The 20,506-nt window shown below is 69.5% G+C and carries 17 protein-coding genes; 9 read left to right on the forward strand and 8 right to left on the reverse strand.

Features of this window, described 5'->3' with window-relative positions:
- Window positions 1-547 precede the first annotated feature (547 nt).
- The 5 genes from NVS89_RS10475 to NVS89_RS10495 all read left to right on the forward strand — a co-directional run bounded on the left by NVS89_RS10475 (window position 548) and on the right by NVS89_RS10495 (window position 6,335).
- Window positions 548-1,708, forward strand: a complete 1,161-nt coding sequence (locus NVS89_RS10475; protein WP_374114558.1) for an ABC transporter ATP-binding protein — start codon at window positions 548-550, stop codon at window positions 1,706-1,708.
- Complete coding sequence (locus NVS89_RS10480; RefSeq protein ID WP_258732640.1) at window positions 1,708-2,751, forward strand: ABC transporter substrate-binding protein; 1,044 nt, start codon at window positions 1,708-1,710, stop codon at window positions 2,749-2,751. Before NVS89_RS10475 ends, NVS89_RS10480 begins: the two co-directional genes overlap by 1 nt.
- 97 nt (window positions 2,752-2,848) lie before the next feature.
- On the forward strand, window positions 2,849-4,108 hold the full coding sequence (locus tag NVS89_RS10485; protein WP_258732641.1) for an ABC transporter permease: 1,260 nt from the start codon (window positions 2,849-2,851) through the stop codon (window positions 4,106-4,108).
- A complete protein-coding gene (locus NVS89_RS10490; protein ID WP_258732642.1) occupies window positions 4,105-4,920 on the forward strand; it encodes an ABC transporter permease in 816 nt (271 codons plus the stop codon). The genes NVS89_RS10485 and NVS89_RS10490 overlap by 4 nt, the downstream gene beginning before the upstream one ends.
- Before the next feature lie 41 nt (window positions 4,921-4,961).
- Complete coding sequence (locus NVS89_RS10495; protein ID WP_258732643.1) at window positions 4,962-6,335, forward strand: LLM class flavin-dependent oxidoreductase; 1,374 nt, start codon at window positions 4,962-4,964, stop codon at window positions 6,333-6,335.
- A 125-nt stretch (window positions 6,336-6,460) separates the two neighbouring features.
- On the opposite strand, the gene NVS89_RS10500 is transcribed toward NVS89_RS10495, so the two are convergent.
- Genes NVS89_RS10500 through NVS89_RS10530 form a run of 7 tightly spaced genes read right to left on the reverse strand, consistent with a single transcriptional unit; the run spans window position 6,461 to window position 14,730 of the window.
- Window positions 6,461-7,972 (reverse strand): argininosuccinate lyase, encoded by a 1,512-nt coding sequence (locus NVS89_RS10500; RefSeq protein ID WP_258732644.1) that lies wholly within the window; start codon window positions 7,970-7,972, stop codon window positions 6,461-6,463.
- A gap of 19 nt (window positions 7,973-7,991) precedes the next feature.
- Window positions 7,992-8,891: an ABC transporter ATP-binding protein gene (locus tag NVS89_RS10505; protein ID WP_258732645.1), complete on the reverse strand. Its 900-nt coding sequence runs from the start codon at window positions 8,889-8,891 to the stop codon at window positions 7,992-7,994.
- Window positions 8,878-9,903: an ABC transporter ATP-binding protein gene (locus NVS89_RS10510; RefSeq protein WP_258732647.1), complete on the reverse strand. Its 1,026-nt coding sequence runs from the start codon at window positions 9,901-9,903 to the stop codon at window positions 8,878-8,880. Before NVS89_RS10510 ends, NVS89_RS10505 begins: the two co-directional genes overlap by 14 nt.
- A gap of 8 nt (window positions 9,904-9,911) precedes the next feature.
- On the reverse strand, window positions 9,912-10,736 hold the full coding sequence (locus NVS89_RS10515) for an ABC transporter permease (RefSeq protein WP_258732648.1): 825 nt from the start codon (window positions 10,734-10,736) through the stop codon (window positions 9,912-9,914).
- Window positions 10,737-10,750: 14 nt separating this feature from the next.
- Complete coding sequence (locus NVS89_RS10520; protein WP_258732649.1) at window positions 10,751-11,731, reverse strand: ABC transporter permease; 981 nt, start codon at window positions 11,729-11,731, stop codon at window positions 10,751-10,753.
- Window positions 11,732-13,138, reverse strand: coding sequence for an MmgE/PrpD family protein (locus NVS89_RS10525; RefSeq protein WP_258732650.1), 1,407 nt, complete (start codon window positions 13,136-13,138; stop codon window positions 11,732-11,734).
- Window positions 13,138-14,730, reverse strand: a complete 1,593-nt coding sequence (locus NVS89_RS10530; protein WP_258732651.1) for an ABC transporter substrate-binding protein — start codon at window positions 14,728-14,730, stop codon at window positions 13,138-13,140. The genes NVS89_RS10525 and NVS89_RS10530 overlap by 1 nt, the downstream gene beginning before the upstream one ends.
- Window positions 14,731-15,124: 394 nt before the next feature.
- Between NVS89_RS10530 and NVS89_RS10535 the strand changes: the two genes are divergently transcribed.
- The 4 genes from NVS89_RS10535 to NVS89_RS10550 all read left to right on the forward strand — a co-directional run bounded on the left by NVS89_RS10535 (window position 15,125) and on the right by NVS89_RS10550 (window position 19,531).
- Window positions 15,125-16,303 carry an NADH:flavin oxidoreductase/NADH oxidase gene (locus tag NVS89_RS10535; protein WP_258732652.1) on the forward strand — a complete coding sequence of 393 codons (1,179 nt, stop codon included), beginning with the start codon at window positions 15,125-15,127 and terminating at the stop codon, window positions 16,301-16,303.
- An 84-nt stretch (window positions 16,304-16,387) separates the two neighbouring features.
- Window positions 16,388-17,713 (forward strand): LLM class flavin-dependent oxidoreductase, encoded by a 1,326-nt coding sequence (locus NVS89_RS10540; RefSeq protein ID WP_258732653.1) that lies wholly within the window; start codon window positions 16,388-16,390, stop codon window positions 17,711-17,713.
- Between the two features lie 74 nt (window positions 17,714-17,787).
- On the forward strand, window positions 17,788-18,180 hold the full coding sequence (locus NVS89_RS10545) for a GFA family protein (protein ID WP_258732654.1): 393 nt from the start codon (window positions 17,788-17,790) through the stop codon (window positions 18,178-18,180).
- 163 nt (window positions 18,181-18,343) lie between these two features.
- Window positions 18,344-19,531, forward strand: coding sequence for an arabinose transporter (locus NVS89_RS10550; RefSeq protein WP_258732656.1), 1,188 nt, complete (start codon window positions 18,344-18,346; stop codon window positions 19,529-19,531).
- Between the two features lie 19 nt (window positions 19,532-19,550).
- Here the strand turns inward: NVS89_RS10550 and NVS89_RS10555 are convergent, their stop codons facing one another.
- On the reverse strand, window positions 19,551-20,447 hold the full coding sequence (locus tag NVS89_RS10555) for a LysR family transcriptional regulator (protein ID WP_258732657.1): 897 nt from the start codon (window positions 20,445-20,447) through the stop codon (window positions 19,551-19,553).
- Window positions 20,448-20,506 lie beyond the last annotated feature (59 nt).

Raw genomic sequence — 20,506 nt, forward strand, 5'->3', positions numbered from 1 at the left:
GCCGGATGGCGCGCCGCGGGCGCGGCAAAGCGGGCCGCGCGGGTGGCGTGATCCGCTAAGCGGCCAAGGTGAATCCGCGCGCCGGGATCGCTTTCTTCATGCTGACGCAAGGCTTTTCCGGGCGCGGGCGCGCCCAGCCGTGTGTTTGTCTGCCGCAAGACCCTATAACCCGCCGCGGCGGCGCGCGCGGGGCGGATGCGGGCGGCATTGGCGCGCACGCAATCTGCCGGGCAGGGCCGGTATACGGCGCCTGCCGCACAAAGCGTCAGCCGATCTTGTTGCACTTATTCCGGTGGGGGCATTTGATCCATATCAAGGCGTCCGCTAAGCCTTGAGGTGATCTCGCATTGTCCAAATGCTTAGCACCTGCATATTCAGTAATCGTCTGTATATGCCCAATGTATATTCTAGTTAAGTTATATCTATCCAGAGCCAATCTCAAAAGGTAAAAACGACCGATACGTGATTTTTCCACGCCGTGGACCTGACGATACGTACCTTGGCACGGTGCCTGCAGTACTGGGCGCTGTTTCAACAGGTTCACGAGATGCTGCACGTGTCGATACCGCCCGGGAGCGTGGCCCCGTCCATGCCGCCCATCCCCATCGTCCGTTATGACCGCGTGTCGAAGTCCTATACGCGCGGCGCGCCGGTGGTGCGGGATCTCAGCCTCGACATCATGCCCGGCGAGTTCCTGACGCTGCTGGGGCCTTCCGGCTCGGGCAAGACAACCACGCTGATGATGCTCGCCGGCTTCGACGAGCCGAGCGAGGGGCAGATCTACCTCAACGGCCGCGACCTTGCCGACGTGCCGGCCTACCGGCGCAATCTCGGCGTGGTGTTCCAGAACTACGCGCTGTTCCCGCATCTGTCGGTGGCGGACAATGTCGGCTACCCGCTGCGCATGCGCGGCATCCGCCGGGCGCAGGCCGGCGAGAAGGTGCGCGCGGCGCTCGACATGGTGCGGCTCGGCGCCTTCGCCGAGCGCAAGCCGACCCAGCTCTCCGGCGGCCAGCAGCAGCGCGTGGCGCTCGCCCGCGCGCTGGTGTTCGAGCCCGAGATGGTGCTGATGGACGAGCCGCTGGGCGCGCTCGACAAGCAGCTTCGCGAGCACATGCAGGTGGAGATGAAGGACCTGCAGCGCCGGCTCGGCCTGACGGTGCTCTACGTGACGCACGACCAGGGCGAGGCGCTCGCCATGTCGGACCGGGTGGCGGTGTTCAACAATGGCCAGATCGAGCAGATCGGCGGCCCGCGCGAGCTCTACGAGGCGCCGCTGACCCCGTTCGTCGCCCAGTTCATCGGCGAGAACAACCGCCTGTGCGGGAAGATCGAGGCCATCAAGGGGAACGAGTGCCGGGTCGCGCTCGAAGGCGCGCACATCGTCGCCTCGCCCGTCGGCACGCTCGCTCCCGGCGCGGCGGTGGAGCTGTCGATCCGGCCCGAGCGCATGGTGCTCACCGCTCCGGGCGAGGCCGACGCGCTGCCCGCGAGCGTGATCGACGTCACCTATCTCGGCGACCACTGCCGGCTGCGCCTCTCGGCGCTGGGCGGCGAGACGCTGATGGTCAAGCTGCCGATCCAGCAGGTTCCCGAGCGGCTCCTTCCGGGCCAGCCGGTCGGGGTGCGCTGGGACCCCCTTCATTGCCGCGCCATGACGGCGCCCGCTTCCGCTGCCGGCACCCGGCCCCAACAGGAGAACGACTGATGAAGACCCGCACGTGGCAATTTCTGGTCGGCGCCGGCATGCTCTGCGTGCTCGCGACCGGCGCGTCGGCGCGCGATCTCACCTTCACCGGCTTCGGCGGCGCCTCCAGCGAGCGCGTCAGCAAGGCGATGCTGCAGCCCTACACCAAGAAGACCGGCATCAAGATCACCGAGGCGGCCTATGACGGCGGCATCTCGCAGATGCGGCTGATGGTGGATTCGGGCAACGTCACCTGGGACCTGGTCGACGTCGAGGGGCAGGACCTCTATCGCGGCTGCGAGGAGGGCCTCTACGAGACCATCGACGTCAAGTCGCTGATCGACACCAACGACTTCGTGCCGAGCGCGCTCGGCTCGCCCTGCGGCGTCGGCTGGTCGAGCTGGGCCACGGTGCTCGCCTACAACTCCGACAAGATCAAGAACCCGCCCACGAGCTGGGCCGATTTCTTCGACCTCAAGAAGTATCCCGGCAAGCGCGGCCTGCGGCAGGGCCCGCAGCTCACCCTCGAGATCGCGCTGATGGCCGACGGGGTGAAGGCGGACGACGTCTACAAGGTGCTCTCGACCAAGGAGGGCGTCGACCGCGCCTTCAAGAAGCTCGACACCATCAAGTCCTCGATCCAGTGGTGGACCTCGGGCGCACAGCCGCAGCAGTGGCTGGCGGGCGGCGACGTCGCGCTGACCGCCGCCTATAACGGGCGCGTGACGGTGGCGCACAACCAGGGCCAGCCGCTGGCGCATATCTGGAACGGCCAGATCTACACCTATGACTACTTCGTCATCGTCAAGGGCTCGCCGAAGAAGGAGGAGGCGCTGGCGCTGATGAAGTACATGCTGAGCCCGGAGGCGCTGGCGGCGCAGGCCAAGCTCATCCCCTACGGCCCGGCCAGCAAGAAGGCGATGGCGATGCTGGAGCCCGAGCGGGTCGCCGAGTTCCCGACCGCGCCGAACAACCTCACCAATGCGGTGGCCACCAGCAACGAGTTCTGGGCCGAGCATCTGGAGGACCTGACCGAGCGCTTCAACGCATGGGCCGCTCAGTGACGGGCGGCGCAGTGAACGAGCGCTGCGTGACACGCGCGATCGGGGGCGGCGCCGCGGCGCCGTCCCTTCCTGCCGGCGCGCGGCCGGGGAGCCGCGCATGACCGACATGGTGTTCGACGCCGGCAATGCCGATGCGGTGCTGCGCCCCTCGCTGCGGCGCGGCGGGCGCGGCGCGCTCTGGCGCCGGCGCCTTGCCGGCTTCGTGCTGGTGATGCCGATGCTGCTGTTCTCGCTCGCCTTGTTCGGCGCGCCGCTGGTGCAGACGCTCTGGTACGCGGTGGCAAGCCCGGAAGTGGGCGAGAGCCTGCCCCACGTCGCGGCGCAGATCCGCCGGTGGGACGGCGAGGGCCTGCCGCCCGACCCGGTCTATGCGGCGATGGCCGGCGACCTGGTGGAGGCGGGCAAGACGCGCGCGCTGTTCCACCTCGCCTCGCGCCTCAATTACGAGTTGACCGGCGCGCGCCGCCTGCTCACCCGCACCGAGACCCGGCTCGAGCGCGCCGACGACCCGCCGCAGGATGCGCGCGCGGCGCTGATCGCCATCGACAAGGAATGGGGCCAGCCGGAGATCTGGCAGGTGGTGCGCCGCGCCGCCCTGCCGGTGACGGCGCATTATTTCCTATCCGCCTTCGACCTGCGGCAGGAACCGGACGGGGCGATCGTCGCCGCGCCGGCGGAAAACGCGATCTTCCTCAACATCATGGCGCGCACGCTGTGGATGAGCTCGGTGGCGACCGCGCTGGCGCTGCTGCTCGGCTTTCCGGTCGCCTACCTGCTCGCCAACGCCTCGGCGCGCTGGCGCGGGCTGTTGCTGATCCCGGTGCTGCTGCCGTTCTGGGTGTCGCTGATCGCGCGGCTATGCGCGTGGATCGTGCTGCTGCAGAAGGACGGCATCATCAATTCCTCGCTGATCTCGCTCGGCGTGATCGACAGCCCGCTGCCGCTGCTGTTCAACCGGCTCGGCACCTACATCGCGATGGTGCACGTGCTGCTGCCCTTCGTGATCCTGCCGCTCTACAGCGTGCTGCAGGCGATCCCGCCGACCTATATGCGCGCGGCCTCCTCGCTCGGCGCCTCGCCGGTGCGGGCCTTCTTCACCGCCTACCTGCCGCAGGCGCTGCCGGGCCTCGGCGCGGCGGCGAGCCTCGCCTTCATCATCTCGATCGGCTTCTACGTGACGCAGACCCTGGTCGGCGGGCCGAAGGAGATGATGATGAGCTACTTCGTCGCCTTCTATGCCACCCAGACGGTGAACTGGGGCATGGCCGCGGCGCTGGCGATCATCCTGATGGCGATCACGCTGATCATCTATGTCGCCAGCAAGCGCATCTTCGGCGCCGACGGAGCGCAGGCATGATCGGCGCGTCGCGCGAGATGGTCCGCCGCCACGGCGGCTGGTGGGTCGCCAATGCGGTGGTGAGCGCGCTCGTCATGGTGTTTCTGCTGGCGCCGGTGCTGGCGGTGATCCCGCTCTCCTTCAGCTCCGGCACCTTCCTGCACTACCCGCTGCCCGGCCTGTCGCTGCGCTGGTACGACGAGGTGCTGGCCTCCGGCCCGTGGCGAAGGGCGCTGATGAACAGCCTCATCGTCGCGAGCTCCAGCGCGGCGCTGGCGAGCGTGCTGGGCATCAGCGCGGCGCTCGGCATCAGCCGGCTGTCCGGCAAGCTCGCCACCGCGCTCACCGCCTTCCTGCTGGCGCCGATGATCGCACCGGTCATCATCGTCGCCTTCGGGCTGTTCATCCTGTTCTCGCAGTTCGGGCTGGTGGCGACCTATACCGGGCTGATCCTCGCCCACACGCTGGTGGCGACGCCGATGGTGCTGATCACCGTGTCGGCGGCGCTGCGCACGCTCGACCCGCGGCTCGCGCGGGCCTCGGCGAGCCTGGGTGCCAGCCCGGTGCGCGGCTTCTTCACCGTGACGCTGCCGCTGATCCTGCCCGGCGTGCTGTCCGGCGTGCTGCTCGCCTTCGTCACCTCGTTCGACGAGATCGTGCTCACCCTGTTCATCTCGGGGCCCGAGCAGCGCACCCTGCCGCGCTACATCTTCGAGAACCTCAGAGAGAATATCGACCCCTCGATCATCGTCGTCAGCACGTTCCTGGTCGTGTTCGCCGCCGTGCTGCTGTTCGTGATGCAGGCGCTGCGTGGGCGCGCCGGCACGGCGTGAACGACCGACCCCTTCCGACCCCCGAGCCCCGGAGACCCGACATGCCGCACAGACCGCCCGCACAGATGGCCCTCGGCTCTTTCGCCTATGCGTTCGGGTACCACCCGGCGGCTTGGCTCCAGCCCGGCGTGCCGCACGACGCGGCGACCAGCCTGGCGCACTGGGTCGAACTCGCGCGCATCGCCGAGCGGGGAAAGATGGACTTCATCTTCATCGCCGATTCCCCGGCGGTGGCGCCGGGGCCGAACGAATCCATCGCCCGCTGGACCAACTCGATGAACCGGCCCGAGCCGCTGACCCTGCTGGCGGCGATGGCGGCGCAGACCACGCATATCGGCCTCGCCGCGACGCTCTCGACCAGCTTCTACGAGCCCTACAACGTCGCCCGGCTGTTCGGCATGCTCGACCATGTCAGCCATGGCCGCGCCTCGTGGAACGTGGTGACCTCCGACCATCAGGCGACCTCGTACAATTTCGGCCTCGACGGTCTGGAGCCGCACGCGCTGCGCTACGAGAAGGCGCGCGAGTTCTTCGACATCGTCTGCGGGCTGTGGGACAGCTATGACGACGACGCCTTCATCTGCGACCCCGGGAGCGGCTACTACTTCCATCCCGACCGGCTCCATCCGCTCGACCACAAGGGCAAGCACTATTCGGTGCGCGGCCCGCTCAACCTCGCGCGCCCGCCGCAGGGCCGGCCGGTGATCGCGCAGGCCGGAGGGTCGGAGGCGGGCAAGGAATTCGCCGCCGAGACCGCCGAGGTGGTGTTCTCGATCGGCTCTTCGATCGAGGAGAGCCGGGCCTTCTACGCCGACCTCAAGGGGCGGATGGCGAAGTTCGGGCGCGCGCCGGACCAGCTCAAGGTGATGCCGGGCATCCCGGTCTATGTCGGGCGCACCGAGGAGGAGGCGGACGAGAAGCTGGCGCGGCTCGGCGCCAGCCTGAACCCGGCGGCCGGGCTCTCGGCGCTGCAGCTCTTCATGACCGGGGTCGACTTCTCCGGGCTCGACCTCGACCAGCCGGTGCCGGCGAGCCGCATCGATTCCAACTCCAACGCCTCCAAGGCGATCTTCGGTGTCGCCGAGCAACTCCTGCGGCAGGAGGGCATGACGCTGCGCCAGATGATCAGCCGCTGGGCGGCGCAGGGCTCGCACACGCTGTTCAAGGGCTCGCCCAAGCAGGTCGTCGACCAGATGGAGGAGTGGTTCTCCACCGGCGCGGCGGACGGCTTCATGGTGATGCACCCGGTGATGCCGCACGACCTGACCGATTTCGTCGAGCTGGTAGTGCCGGAGCTGCAGCGGCGCGGGCTCTATCGCGAGGACTACAGCGGCACCATGCTGCGCGACCATCTCGGCCTCGCCCGCCCGGCGAGCCGCTACGCCGCCCCGCCCGCGCGCGACGAGGTGGCGTGAGGCTTTCGGCGCGCAAAGGGTGGCCGGCTCTTGCGCGGTAAGCCGCTGATTCAAATCCGAGAAGTCCTCTCCCCGGCGGGGAGAGGAAGCGCGGCGATGGGTCGAACCGTCGCCGCGCCCGCCCGTCAGGCGATGAGCTCGTCCACCGTGCTGCGCAGCTTGGTCTCGGCGGCGGCGAGGCGGGTTTGGATGCCCTCGACGATAGCCTCGTCCGCCTCCAGACGCGCGCTGAACACGCCCACCTGGCGCAGCGACTCGTCCGGCGCCGGGCCGCCGAGCAGGGTGCGCTTCTCGACGAACAGCACGGGGTCGAGCGCGGTCATGATCTCCTCGCGGGTGAAGCCGACCGGCTTCTCGTGATAGAGCATCGCCGCCTCGTCGAGCAGCTCCGGGGTGACGTCGGCCGGGGTGAGGCCGCGCTCCTCGCTGAGGCGCACCAGGATGCCGACGATCTGGTGCGCGGTGCGCCAGGGCATGTCGCGCCCGCGCACCAGCGCGCTGGCGAGGTCGGTGGCGGTCGCCCAGTGGCGCCAGGAATGCTCGCGCAGATAGTCGGTGCGGATGGTGAGCTCGGGCAGGAACTCGCCGAACCAGTCCATATGCGCGACCAGGCTCTCGCCGACCCGCCAGAGCATGTCGAGCGCCTGGTAGCGCTCGTTGATCGGCAGGCCGGTCGGCCCCTTCAGCGCGTGGTAGGAGGAGACGACGCAGGCGATCGCCTCGGCGGAATTGGCCTTCAGCTCGGCCGGGCCGATGACGTTCTTCTTCTGCATCATGATCGAGGAGGTGCCGCAGAAGCGGTCCGGGATCTCGACGAAGTCGAATTCGCGCGTGGTCCACAGGATCAGGTCGTCCGCCCACTTGGCCATGGAATGGCACAGGATGGAGAACACCATCGGCACTTCGAGGCTGTCGTCGGCGGTGAGCTCGAGGATGGCGTCGGCGCAGTTCTCGTGCACCGCGTCGAAGCCGAGCAGGTCCGCCGTGCGCTCGCGGTCGATCGGGAAGTCCGAGCCGACCATGATGGCCGCGCCCGCCGGGCTGGTGTTGACGCGCTGATAGGCGCCGTGGATGCGGGCGAAGTCGCGCTCCAGCGTCGCCACCCAGGACAGCCACAGATGGGCGAAGGTCATGGGCTGGGCGTGCTGGCCGAAGCTGTAGCCCGGCAGGATCGAGCCGGTGTGCTTCGGGATCAGCTTCAGCAGCATGGACCGGAAGCGGTTGATCCCCTCCAGCACGGCGAGGCAGTGCTCGCGCTGCAGCACGTTGATGGCGACCGAGCTGAGATCGCCGGAGCTGCGCGCCACGTGGAAGCGCCCGCCGATCTCCTCGCCGAGGTCGCGGATGACGTAGTGCTCGCCCGAATGAAGGCCGCCGCCCACCCGCATGCGTGCGGCGACGACGCCTTCTTCCTCCATCTTGCGGATCGAGCGCAGCACCGCGATGCCGGTCTCGCGCGGCAGCACACCCTGTTCGATCAGCATGATGGTGTGCGCCTGGTCGAAGGCGTGCAGCGCCGGCAGCATCGACTGGGTGCGGTTGGAGTACACCTTGCCGAGATGCGGGATCATCTCTTCCTTGAGGCGGATGCCGGGGGTGCGGTAGCCGCGATATTCAGCCGAATTCTGCTTGAGCATTTCCCAATCCTCCGGCGGATCACGCCGATCTGGCTTTGTTCGGAAGGCTGTCGGGCGGCGCCGAGGGGGATGCCGGCGTCGGCGTCGGTGTCGGCGGAGGCGCGAGATCGACGTCGAGCACGGCGGCGAGCAGGCGCTGGGTGTAGGCCTCGCGCGGGGACTGCATCACCTGCTCGGTCTCGCCCTGCTCGACGATGCGGCCGTGATGCATCACCACCACGCGCTGGGCGAGGGCGCGCGCGACCAGCATGTCGTGCGTGATCAGCAGGAAGGCGATGTTCTGCTGCGCCTGCAGGTCGAGCAGCAGGTTGAGGATCTGGGCGCGGATCGACACGTCCGCGCCCGAGAGCGGCTCGTCGGCGATGATGAGCCGCGGGCGCGGGGCGAGGGCGCGCGCGATGGCGAGCCGCTGGCGCTGGCCGCCGCTGAGCTCGTGCGGGTAGCGCTCGACATAGTTCTCCGGCGGGCGCAGCTCGACCTGGGACAGCAGCTCGAGGGCGCGCGCGCGCATGTCCGGCTCGGGCGTGGTGCCCTGGGCGATGGCCTGGCGCAGGCTCGACCACACGCTGCGGCGCGGGTTGAACGAGGCCGAGGGGTCCTGGAACACCGGCTGCATGGCGAGCCGGCGGGTGCGCAGTTCGCGCGGGCTCATGTCGAGCAGCGAGCGGCCTTCGAGGAACACCTGCCCGCTGTCCGGGCGCAGCAGCGACAGCGCCATCCGCGCCACGGTAGACTTGCCCGAGCCGCTCTCGCCGACGATCGCCACGCATTCGCCCGGGTGGACCGAGAGGCTGACGTCGTCGACCGCCTTGAACGCCTCGGCGCCGGGCAGGTGGAAGGTCTTCGAGATGTTGCGGATCTCGAGCACCGGCTTTCCGGCCTGCGAAGTCTCCTCGCGTGCCGTCTCAGGCGCCGACATTGCGGGCCTCGCTCGCGCGGGTGTCGGGGGGAAGGGCGGGCGCGCCGCCGGGCTCGGGCGTCAGCAGCCAGCAGCGCCCGAGATGGTCGGGCTCGGCGGTGTCGAGGAAGGGCGGCATCTCGGCGCAGACCGGCATGGCCGAGCCGCAGCGCGGCTGGAACGGGCAGGCTGTGATGCGCTGCTGCAACGAGGGCACGTCGCCGCCGATGGTGGAGAAGCGTCCGTCCGGCCCGCGGGTGAGGCGCGAGGCGGCGATCAGGCCGCGCGTATAGGGATGGGCGGGCGCGCCCAGCACCTGCGCGGTGCGCCCGGTCTCGATGGTGTGGCCGGCATACATGACGTAGATCCGGTCGCACAGCCGGCGCAGCACGCCGAGGTCGTGGCTGATGAGCACCAGCGCCATGCCGAGCGTGCGGCGCAGCTCGTCCAGCAGGGCGAGGATCTCGCCCTGGGTCGTTACGTCGAGCGCGGTGGTGGGCTCGTCGGCGACCAGCAGGCGCGGCCGGCAGCCGAGCGCGATCGCCAGCATCACGCGCTGTCGCATGCCTCCGGAGAGTTCGTGCGGGTAGGCGTCGATCACCGAGGGACGCAGCTTCACCAGCTCCAGCAGTTCGCGGGTGCGCGCCTTGCGGTCGGCATGCGGGTCCTGCAGGGCGATGCCCTCGGCGATCTGCCGGCCGACCCGCACCACCGGGTTGAGGAAGCTGAGCGGGTCCTGGAACACCATGGCGACCGAGCTGCCGCGCAGGCTCTGCCAGTCGGACGGTCCGAAGCCGGTGGCGTCGACGCCCTCGACCACGATCCGCCCGCCGACGATGCGCGAGGTGGTGGGCGGCAGCAGGCCCATCACCGCGCGGGCGAGGGTGGACTTGCCCGACCCCGACTCGCCGGCGACGCCGATGGCCTCGCCCTCCTTGACCAGCAGGCTCGCGTCCTGGATCGCGTTCACGTCGCGGCCGCGCCCGGTATAGACGAGAGCGAGCCGGTCGACCTCGAGAATGGTTCGGGTCATGGGGTCCCTCAGTGAGCGTGGCGCGGGTTGAGGGCGTCGGCGAGCGCGTCGCCGAGAAGGTTGAAGGCCAGCACGGTGATGAAGATCGCCATGCCGGAGAACACCGACAGCCACCAGGCCGTGAACAGATATTGCTGGGCGACGCTGAGGATGCGGCCCCAGCTGATGATGTCTGGGCTGGCGAGGCCGAGGAAGCTCAGCGAGGCCTCCAGCAGGATCGCCTGCGCCATGATGAGGCTGGCCAGCGCCAGCGCCGGGGCGATGGCGTTCGGGATCACCTCGCCATAGAGGATGCGCCAGCCCGGTATGCCCATGCAGCGCGCCGCGTCGACATAGTCGAGCTGGGAGACGCGCATGATCTCGCCGCGCGCCACGCGCGCCGTCTGCGGCCAGGACAATACGGCGATGACGATGATGACGCGGGTGAGGCCGGGGCCGATCAGCGACACGATCAGCACGGCGAGGATGAAGGTCGGCATCACCTGGAAGAACTCGGACAGGCGCATCAGCGCCGCGTCCACCCGCCCGCCGACATAGCCGGCGACCGCGCCCACCAGCACGCCGATGACAGTGGTGGCGAGGGCGGCGGAAATGCCGACGAAGAGCGAGATCTTGGCGCCTTCGATCATGCCCGCGAGCACGTCGCGGCCGAGATCGTCGGTGCCGAGCGGGTGCAGCCAGCTCGGCGCTGCGTTGACCTCCACGGAAAGCGCGAAAGGGTCGACCGGATAGAGGGTCGGCCCGGCGACCGCCGCCAGCGCCAGCAGCAGCACCACCGCGCCGCTGACGATGCCGACGGGATTGGTGAACATGCGCCTCAGAGCGGGATACATGGTGGCTCCTCCGCTCAGGCCGGCTTCAGCGTCGCCACACGCACGCGCGGGTCGACGACGGCGTAGAGGATGTCGGTGATGAAGTTGGCGGCGACGACGGCAGTCGCGGCCAGCAGGAAGATGCCCGACAGGACCGGGAAGTCCTGGTAGTGGATCGAGCTGACGAACAGCCCGCCAATGCCCGGCCAGGCGAACACGGTCTCGGTCAGGATCGCGCCGGTGAGCGAGTAGCCGAAATTGTAGCCGATCACGGTGATGACCGGGATCAGCGCGTTGCGCAGCACATGGCGTACCACGACCTGGTTCTCGCTCAGCCCCTTCGCCCGCGCGGTGAGCACGAAGTCCTGGTGCAGCATCTCCAGCATGGAGGTGCGCGCCACCCGAACCACGATGGCGAGGTAGAAGATGGTGATGCAGAAGGAGGGCAGGATGAGGTGGCGCAGCAGGTCGAGGAAATAGGCGAGGCCGGTGTAGTTGGCCCGCACCGACACCATGCCCTGCGCCGGCAGCCAGCCGAGCCGCACCGCGAACAGCATCACCAGCATCTGCGCCAGCCAGAACACCGGCACCGAGGCGCCCGCAAGGCTCAGCGCGGTGAGGAAGGTGTTGAGCGAGGAGCCGGCGCGGCGTGCGGCGCGGACCGCGATCAGCACGCCGATGATGGAGGCGAGCGTCAGCGAGGGCAGCATCAGGATCAGCGTGACGCCGGCCCGCCGGAGGATCAGCGGCAGCACATTCTGCCGGCCGACGAAGGAGAAGCCGAGGTCCCCCTGCGCCACATGAACGAGGTAGTAATAGAGCTGGGCGGGGATGCTCTGGTCGAGCCCGAAATCATGCCGGATCTGGTCGATATAGGCCTGCGGCACCGGGAATTCGCCAACCAGTGCCGTGGTGGGATCGCCGGGGACGATCCGCGTCAGCACGAAATTGACCACCACGATCCCGAAGACGATGACGACCGACCAGAACAGCCTTTGCGCGATGTAGTACCGCATTCAGCGACGACGGCCGCTGGTGAGGAGACGGGTGCAGTCGCGGAAGTCCTTCAGATCCTCCAGGCCGGCGATCATGGCGCCGAGCGCCTTGAACGCTTCCGGCTCGAACACCGGGGCGGCGATGGCCGCGTGCTTGCGCGCGAGTTCGGCGTCCGAGGGCGGGCGGGCGGCCGCGCCCTTGGAGACCGGGACGTGCTTTGCGAGCTGGCGCCCGTCCTTCAGGATCACTTCCACGTCCGGCTCGTCATAGGGACCGAGCGGGCGGTCGGCGCGGACCTCGACGCGCTCCATCAGCGCGGCGACGCGCGGGTCGCCGGTGCGCAGCGGGATGAACTCCTCCAGCGTGGCGTCGCCGCTGGTGGCGATGCTGGCGAGCGCGTAGGGCAGGCTGAACTGGCCGTCGAGGATGGTGGTCATCTCGCGCTTGGAGAACTGGCGGCGCGTACGCTCGGCGCCGTGGACGATGATGGTGTCGATCTCCTCGCCGGTGCAGGGCGTCTCGCTCATGATGTCGAGCAGGGCCTCGATCGAGGAGTGCAGGCCGCGGCAGCAGGGGAACAGCTTGATGCCCGCGGTCATGACGCCGAAGGCGACGCCGAGCTTGTCGATTACCGCTTCCGGCACCGCCTCGGGGCCGCAATAGGTGCTGAAGAAGCCGCCCCATCTGGCTTCCAGCGCCTGCGCGGGGCCGGTGAGTCCGCTGCGGGCGAGATAGGCCGAGACCACGCCGTTGGATGTGGCGCGGCCGGGGTGGAAGCGCTTGGTCATGGCGCCGTCGCCGAGATAGGACCAGGTGCCCGCCGCGTTGGACGAGGCGATGCCGAGCGCCCAGGTGAAGCGCTCCGCGTCGAGGCCGAGCGCGGCGGCGGCCCCGGCGGCGGCGCCGAAGGTGCCGCAGGTGCCGGTCGAGTGCCAGCCGCGGTCGTTGTGCGGCCGGTAGCCGCCGACGCCGGCGGTCATGCGGTGGGCGAGGTCGTAGCCGGCCGCCAGCGCGCGGATCATGCCGCGCCCGTCGATGCCCTCCGCCTCGGCGATGGCGCAGACGGCGGGGACGACCACGGCGCTGGAATGGCCGCAGCCGCCGAAATCGTCGAATTCCAGCGCATGGGTGGCGGTGCCGTTGATCAACGCCGCGACCGCCGGGGCGGCGGTGCGCCCGCTGCCGTCCCACAGCGCCGAGGGGCCGGCGAGCGGGCCGAAGGCATCGGCGGCGCCCGCCGTCGTGGCGCGCGCATCATCGCTGTCGGCGCCGCGCGCGCCGACCAGCAGCGTGTCGAGCAGCAGGCGCTTGCACATCGCCACCACCTCGGGCGGCAGTTCCTCATAGCTGACGCTCGACCAGTAATTGGCGAACTGGCGCGTCAGCGACGGGCCGCCCTGGGTCGTGGCGATGTCCTGCGCGTTCATCAGTCGACCCACACGTCTTCCCAGAAGCTGTAGCCGTCGCTCCACGCCCAGCGCCCGTGCACCCGCGTGGTGGCGACGTTGATCGCCGCCGTCTCCCACATCGGGAACACCGGCATGTCTTCGGCGAGGATGGCGGAGACCTTCTTGTAGGCCTCGCCGCGCGCCTTGGTGTCGGTTTTGGCGAGACCCTCGGCGAACAGCTTGTCGACCTCCGGGTTGGAGTAGCCCGACACGTTGCGGAACGGCGTCTTCACGATGGCGTCGGACACGTAGAGGCGGGCCACGCCGAGCGCGGGGTCGCCGCTGGTCGAATAGGCCTGGATGGTGCCGTCGAAATCCCAGTCCTTGAACACGCGCTCGATCATCACCGCGCGCGGCACGGCGTCGATGACCAGCTTGATGCCGATCTGGCCCCAGTTGTTGGCCAGCACCTGGGCGATGCGTCCGTAGTCGGTGTCGGCGGAATCGAAGGCCATGCGGAAGGTCATGCGCTGGCCGTTGGCATCGGGCTTCAGCCCGGCCTCGTCCAGCGCCGCCGCCGCGGCCTTGAGGTCGAACGGATACTTCTCGGTCAGGTCGATGGAGGCGTCGTGCGCCCAGCCGAGGCGCGAATCCATGTGGTTGACCATGACTTTGCCGAGCTTCTGGTAAACCACCTGCTGGATGTAGGTCATGTTGGTGGCGCGGTAGAGCGCCTGGCGGACCTTCGGGTTGTTGAACGGCTCCTTGCGCACGTTCCAGATGATGATCTTGTCCTCCGGCAGCGCCTTCTCGCGAAGCTGCAGGTTGGGATCGGCCTTGGCCTCGGCGACGCGGCTCACCGGGAAGAAGTAGAAGTAGGAATAGTCGACCTCGCCGGCCTTCATCGCCAGCACGCGGGTGCCGCCGTCCGGGATGATCTTCAGGATCACCTCGTCGAGATAGGGCTTGCCCTCGCGCCAGTAGTCCTTGTTCTTCTCGAGCGTGACGTGGTCGCCATGCGCCCAGTCCTTCATCTTGAAGGGGCCGGTGCCCACGGGCTTGTCGATCGAGGCCGGGTTGCTGAGCGGGTCGGTGCCTTCGAAGATGTGCTTGGGCAGCATCGCCGCGCCGCCATAGGCGGTGAGCGAGACCAGCATCGGGCCGTAGGAGGAGGTGAGGGTGATCACCAGCGTCTCGGGATCGGGCGCCTCGATGGACTTGATCTTGGAGGCGGCGGCCTTGAAGCGGCTGCCATACTTGGCGCTCACTTCCTCCAGCGAATACTTGGCATCGGCGGAGGTGAAGTCCTTGCCGTCGTGCCACTTCGCCTTGGCGAGCTTGAAGGTATAGATCAGCCCGTCATCCGAGATGGTCCAGGAAGAGGCGAGGTTGGGGCCGGCGGTGAAGTCGGATTCGATGCGCGTCAGGCCCTCATAGATGAAGGAGCCGAGGGTCGATTCCGGCACGCTGGTGGTGAGGCTGGTGTTGCAGGAGGAGGGGTCGGCGGAGATCACCACCACGAAGCTGCCGCCCGACTTCGGCGTGCCCTCGTCGCTGGCCTGAGCGAGCGCTTCGGCATGGCCGGAGATCAGCGGCGCGGCATAGGGCGCGAGCGCTGCAGCGGCGCTCATCGTCACAAAGCCACGGCGAGTAATCAGCCCATCCTTCTTCATTCGACCCGAGTCCCCTTTGTCCGGCTTTTGTGGAAGGTTCAGTATTCGTTGATTATGGGCGCCCGGAAGGGCGCAAAAATTCCCGCGCCTTTACGCAAAGGCGTGAAATTACGTATTTACATCATCATTTTGTAGGGTATTTACGGGCTTCGGGCGGGTAAAATACATAAAACGTTGATGCTGATTTAAAAAAACCGAAGTCGATCATCATTGACATGACACCCCTATTTGGCGGCCGATAGACGGCGCGCGAGGCCCCTCGCGCGGGAGCCGGCACAGGGTCGCCGGCGCGTCGTTTCCGGCCGGTGCGCCGGGGGAGCGGTGCGAAGAAAGTAGCGGTGCGAACGACGTCATGCCTCTGCCGCGACTGTTCCAGCCGATCGCCCTGAAGGGGGTCACCGCCCGCAACCCGATCGTCGCCTCGCCGATGTGCCAATACAGATCGGTCGAGGGCAGCCCGACCGACTGGCATTTCCTGCATATGGGCCGCTACGCGCTCGGCGGCGCGGGCATCGTCTTCTACGAGGAGACGGCGGTGGAGGACCGCGGGCGCAAGACCCATGGCTGTGCCGGGCTCTACCGCGACGACCAGATCCCCGCCTTCCGGCAGGTGACCGAGCTGGTGCGCGGCCTCGGCGCGGTGCCGGCGATCCAGCTTGGCCATGCCGGCGGCAAGGCGTCCGCGCACGGCCCGCTGGCCGATCGCGCGCCGCTCACCCAGGACGACGCGCGTACCGGCCGCCCACCCTGGCGGCGCATCTCGGCGAGCGCGGTCGCCGCCGGGCGCGACCTTCCGGTGCCCGACGAGATGTCGAAGGGCGACATCGCCGACGTCGCCGCGGCCTGGGCCGAGGCGGCGCGGCGCAGCCTCGAAGCCGGGTTCGACATCCTCGAGATCCACGGCGCGCACGGCTACCTGATCCAGCAGTTCCTCTCGCCGCTGATCAACCACCGCACCGACGAATATGGCGGCGAGCGCGCCGGGCGGATGCGCTTCGCGCTGGAGGTCACGCGCGCGGTGCGCGAGGTGTGGCCCGACGACAAGCCGCTGTTCTTCCGGGTCTCCAGCATCGACGGCAAGGGCGGCGTGTGGTCGCTCGACGACACGGTGGCGCTGGCGCGCGAGCTCGTCGCCTGCGGGGTCGATGTGATCGACTGCTCGTCCGGCGGGCTCGAGGGGCCGACCGACATGCCGCTGGTACCGCGTGTTCCCGGCTTCCACCTTCCCTATGCCGGCCGCATCAAGGCCGAGCTCGGCGCGCTCACCATGGCGCCGGGGCTGATCACCACCGCCCCGCAGGCCGAGGCGATCCTCGAGAGCGGCGTGGTCGACCTGATCGGCATGGCGCGCGAGCTGATGTTCAACTCCGACTGGCCGGTGCATGCCGCGCGCGAGCTGGGCGTTCAGGACTATCTCGACCTGTTTCCGCGCGACTTCTCGTTCCGGCTCAAGGCGCGGATCGAGCAGGGCCGGATGCCGGTCAACCAGCCCGCTGCGGGCGCCGAGGGACGGGCGGCGGCGGGAGGCTGACGCAACGGGCGAAGGCGGCGGACAGGCAGGCGGCGGCGACGGGCCGCGCATCGGGCAGCAGAAGACAATCCGGCAGAAGAGAGAATGACGAAGGCACGGCACATCAAGTTCGGCACATTCCTTTCGGTCGGCGGCGAGCACGTCGCCGCCTGGCGCCATCCCGACACCGCCCCGCATCTGCATGGCAGCTTCGCCGCCAATCTGGAGCTCGCCCGCGCCGCCGAGGAGGCGCTGCTCGACCTGATCCTGGTCGCCGATGTGGGGCCGCCGATCCTGGCGCCGATGGAATCGCTGAGCACCGACCCGGTGATCGAGCGGCTCGACCCGCTGGTGACGGTGTCGGCGCTGGCGGTCTCGACCCGGCATATCGGGCTGATCTCGACCGCCTCGACCACCTTCGAGCAGCCCTACCATGTCGCGCGCCGCATCGCCTCGCTCGACCATGTGAGCGGCGGGCGCGCCGGCTGGAACTGCGTGACCAGCTCCAACGTCGCCATGGCGCTCAACTTCAGCAACCGGGAGCACCTCGCCCCGGCCGAGCGCTACGCCCGGGCGGAGGAGTTCGTCGACGTGGTGCGCGGGCTGTGGAACAGCTGGGACGACGACGCCTTCGTGCTCGACCGGGACGGGCCGCGCTATTTCGAGCCCGCCGGGCTGCACGTGCTGAACCATGCCGGGAAGTACTTCTCCGTGCGCGGCCCGCTCGACGTGGCGCGCTGCCCGCAGGGGCAGCCGGTGATCGTGCAGGCGGGCTCCTCCGAGCCCGGGCGGGCGCTGGCGGCGCGGGTGGCGGACGTGGTGTTCACCACCCACACCACCACCGAGGCGGCCTGCGCCTTCTATGCCGACATCAAGGCGCGGGCGGCTTCCTATGGGCGCGACCCGGATTCGGTGCTGGTGCTGCTGGCGCTGATGCCCTCGATCGGCCCTACCGAGGCCGAGGCGAAGGAGCGGCTCGAGGCACTTGACCGGCTGATCCCGGCGCCGATCGCGCTGGCGCGCCTGTCGGCCAAGCTCGGCAGCATCGACCTGTCGGGCTACGACCCGAACGCGCCCCTGCCCGAGGACCTGCCGGCCGGCACCGGCATGCTGAGCCGGCGCCAGCCCTTCATCGACCTCGCCAAACGCGAGGGGCTGACCATGATGGAACTCGCCGCCCGCACCGCCGGCAATCGCGGGCACTGGACCGTGGCGGGCACCGGCGTCCAGATCGCCGACGCGATCCAGCAGCGCTTCGAGGTTGGCGCGGCGGACGGCTTCCTGCTGGTGCCGCCGCTCTCGCCCTCCGGGCTCGGCGACTTCGGGCGCGAGGTGGTGCCGGTTCTGCAGGAACGCGGGCTCTACCGCACCGGCTATGACGGGGCGATGCTGCGCGAGATGCTCGGCCTGCCGCGCCCGGCCATGGCGTAGGGCCGCCGGGCCGGCCGCTTGCGGTCGCGGCCACGGCGGACGACCATGGCGCGAGCGAGCGGGGAGAGACGCAGATGGACCAGGTCACCGGCGGGTGCCTGTGCGGCAATGTGCGGATCGTGGCGCGGGGGCGCCCGTACCGGGTCGGCCTGTGCCACTGCCTCGACTGCCGCAAGCATCACGGCGCGCTGTTCCACGCCTCGGCGATCTTCCCCGAGGAGGCGGTGACGGTCGTGGGCGAGACGCGCGACTATGACGGGCGGTTCTTCTGCCCGCGCTGCGGCTCCTCCGTGTTCGGGCGCAGCGGCGACGAGATCGAGGTCAATCTCGGCGCGCTCGATGCGCCCGACCGGTTCGTGCCGACCTACGAGCTCTGGACGATACGCCGCGAATCCTGGCTGCCGCCGTTCCCGCTTGCGCACCGCTACGCGCGCGACCGCGAGGGCACGGGCCGATCCGAGGAATAGGCGCGGGTGCATTGACACCGGCGGCCCGGCCGCCTAGGGAAATTCATCCGCCAGCCCGGCTGGCCGTAAGCGTTTAACGTCAAGCAACGCACTCAACGATCCTCGTCGATCGGAGTGCGTTTTTTTGCGTCCGCTCGACCGAGGTTGTACCTCGGGACCTTCGATGCCCTTCCAGTCCATCCGCGATCCGGCGCAGGCGCGCCTGCTGCTGCTCACCTTCATTCTCTTCCTTTCCTATCTGTGCGTCGGCATGGCGCTTCCCGTCGTGCCGGTGTTCGTCACCCGCCAGCTCGGCCTCGACAATGTCTGGGCCGGGCTCGGCGTGGGCATCGCCTTCCTCGCCACCATCCTCACGCGCGGCTATGCCGGCGAGCTCGCCGACCGGCGCGGGGCGAGGCTAGCGGCGGCGCGCGGGCTCGGCTTCTACGTGGCGGGTGCGCTGACCTCGCTCGGTGCGGGGCTGCTGACCCCGGCGCCGTGGACGGCGTTCGCGATCCTGCTCGCCGGCCGGCTGCTGCTCGGGCTGGGCGAGAGCCTGGTCGCGGTCGGCGTGATCGCCTGGGGCATCGGGCTCGTCGGCCCGGCGCGCTCGGGCCGGGTGCTGGCGCTGATCGGCGCGGCGATCTACGGCGCGCTGGCGCTCGGCGGGCCGGTCGGCCTCGTGCTGCTCGACCGGTTCGGCTTTTCAGGGGCGATGGCCGCGAGCGCGGTGCTGCCCTGCCTCGGCCTCGCCGCGATCGCGCGGCTGCCCGGCGTCGCCACGGTGCCGGCGGGGGCGCGCCCGTCCTTCTGGAGCGTGGTCGGCCGGATCTGGCCGCACGGGGCGATCGTGTGCCTGCAGGGCATCGGCTTCGCCGCCATCGGGTCGTTCTTCACGCTCTATTTCCTCGACCGCGGCTGGAGCTATGCCGGGCTCGGGCTCACCGCCTTCGGCGCCGGCTTCGTGCTGGTGCGCCTGCTGCTCGGCCACCTGCCGGACCGCATCGGCGGCCTGCCCGTGGCGACCGGCTCGCTGGCGGTGGAGGCGCTCGGCCAGGCGTTGATCTGGAGCGCGCCGGGCCCGCTCACCGCCCTCGCCGGAGCGTTCCTGACCGGGCTCGGCTGCTCGATGATCTTTCCTTCCATGGGGCGGGAGGTGGTGCGGCTCGTCGCGCCGCATCTGCGCGGCACGGCGCTCGGCGGGTTCTCCGCCTTCCAGGACCTCGCCTACGGGCTGACCGGGCCGCTGGCCGGGCTGCTCGCGGACCACGCCGGCTATGGCCGCGTGTTCCTGATCGGCGCCGGCGCGGCGGCGGCCGGCCTGGTGATCGCGCTGGCGCTGCGGCGGGCGCGGTCGATGGCGTTCGAGTGAGCGGGCCGAGTGCCCGCGTTCAGCGCAGGCGCTCGGCCAGGAAGTCGACGAACACCCGTACCCGCGCCGGCATGTTGGCGCCGCCGACGAAGACGGCGTGGATCGGCTCGACGTCGCCCGGGTTGAACGCCTCGAGCAGGGGCACGAGCCGGCCGGCGGCGAGATCGTCGACCACGCCGAAATTGCCGACACGGGTGATGCCGACGCCGTCGAGCGCGAGCTGGCCCAGTGTCTCGCCATTATTGGCCTCGATGTTACCGGTCACGGTGAGCGCGTAGTCGCGCCCCTCGCGCCGGAACGGCCAGACCGGCTCGGCGCGGCGGAAGTTGAAGTTCAGGCAGTTGTGCCCGTGCAGGTCCTCGGGCACGCGCGGCGTGCCGTGCCGCGCCAGATAGGCGGGCGAGGCGACGATGCTGCGGCCGGTCTCGCCGATCCGGCGCGCGGTCAGCGCGCTGTCGGCCAGCGGGCCGAAGCGGATCGCCACGTCCGCCTGCCCGCCCGCCACGTCCACCACCGTGTCGGTCAGGCTGATGTCGACCAGTATGTGCGGGTAGCGCCGGGCGAAGTCGCCCAGCAGCGGCACCACGCACAGGCGCCCATGCGAGAACGCGGCGCTGACCCGCAGCCGCCCGCGCGGCGCGCCCTGGTCGGCGATCACGCGCTCGGCCTCGTCGAGATCGGCGAGGATGCGCCGCGCCGCGCCGAGATAGCCGAGCCCTTCCGCCGTCAGCGTCAGCGCCCGGGTGGAGCGGATCAGCAGCCGCACGCCGAGCCGCGCCTCGATGCGGTCGATGGTGCGGCTGATCGCCGAGGGGGTGAGTTGCAGCGCCCGGCCGGCGGCCGAGAAGCTGCCCGTGCGCGCCACCGCCGAGAACACTTCCAGCTCGCGCGCGCGATCCGCGCCTTCCATTCGCATCTTTGCGTCCAGATCAAAAATGTTTGGCCTCGGCCACGTCTACTGCGCCGCGGAGGCGT

It is taken from the genome of Ancylobacter mangrovi (assembly GCF_024752355.1).
Taxonomy (GTDB): Bacteria; Pseudomonadota; Alphaproteobacteria; order Rhizobiales; family Xanthobacteraceae; genus Ancylobacter; species Ancylobacter mangrovi.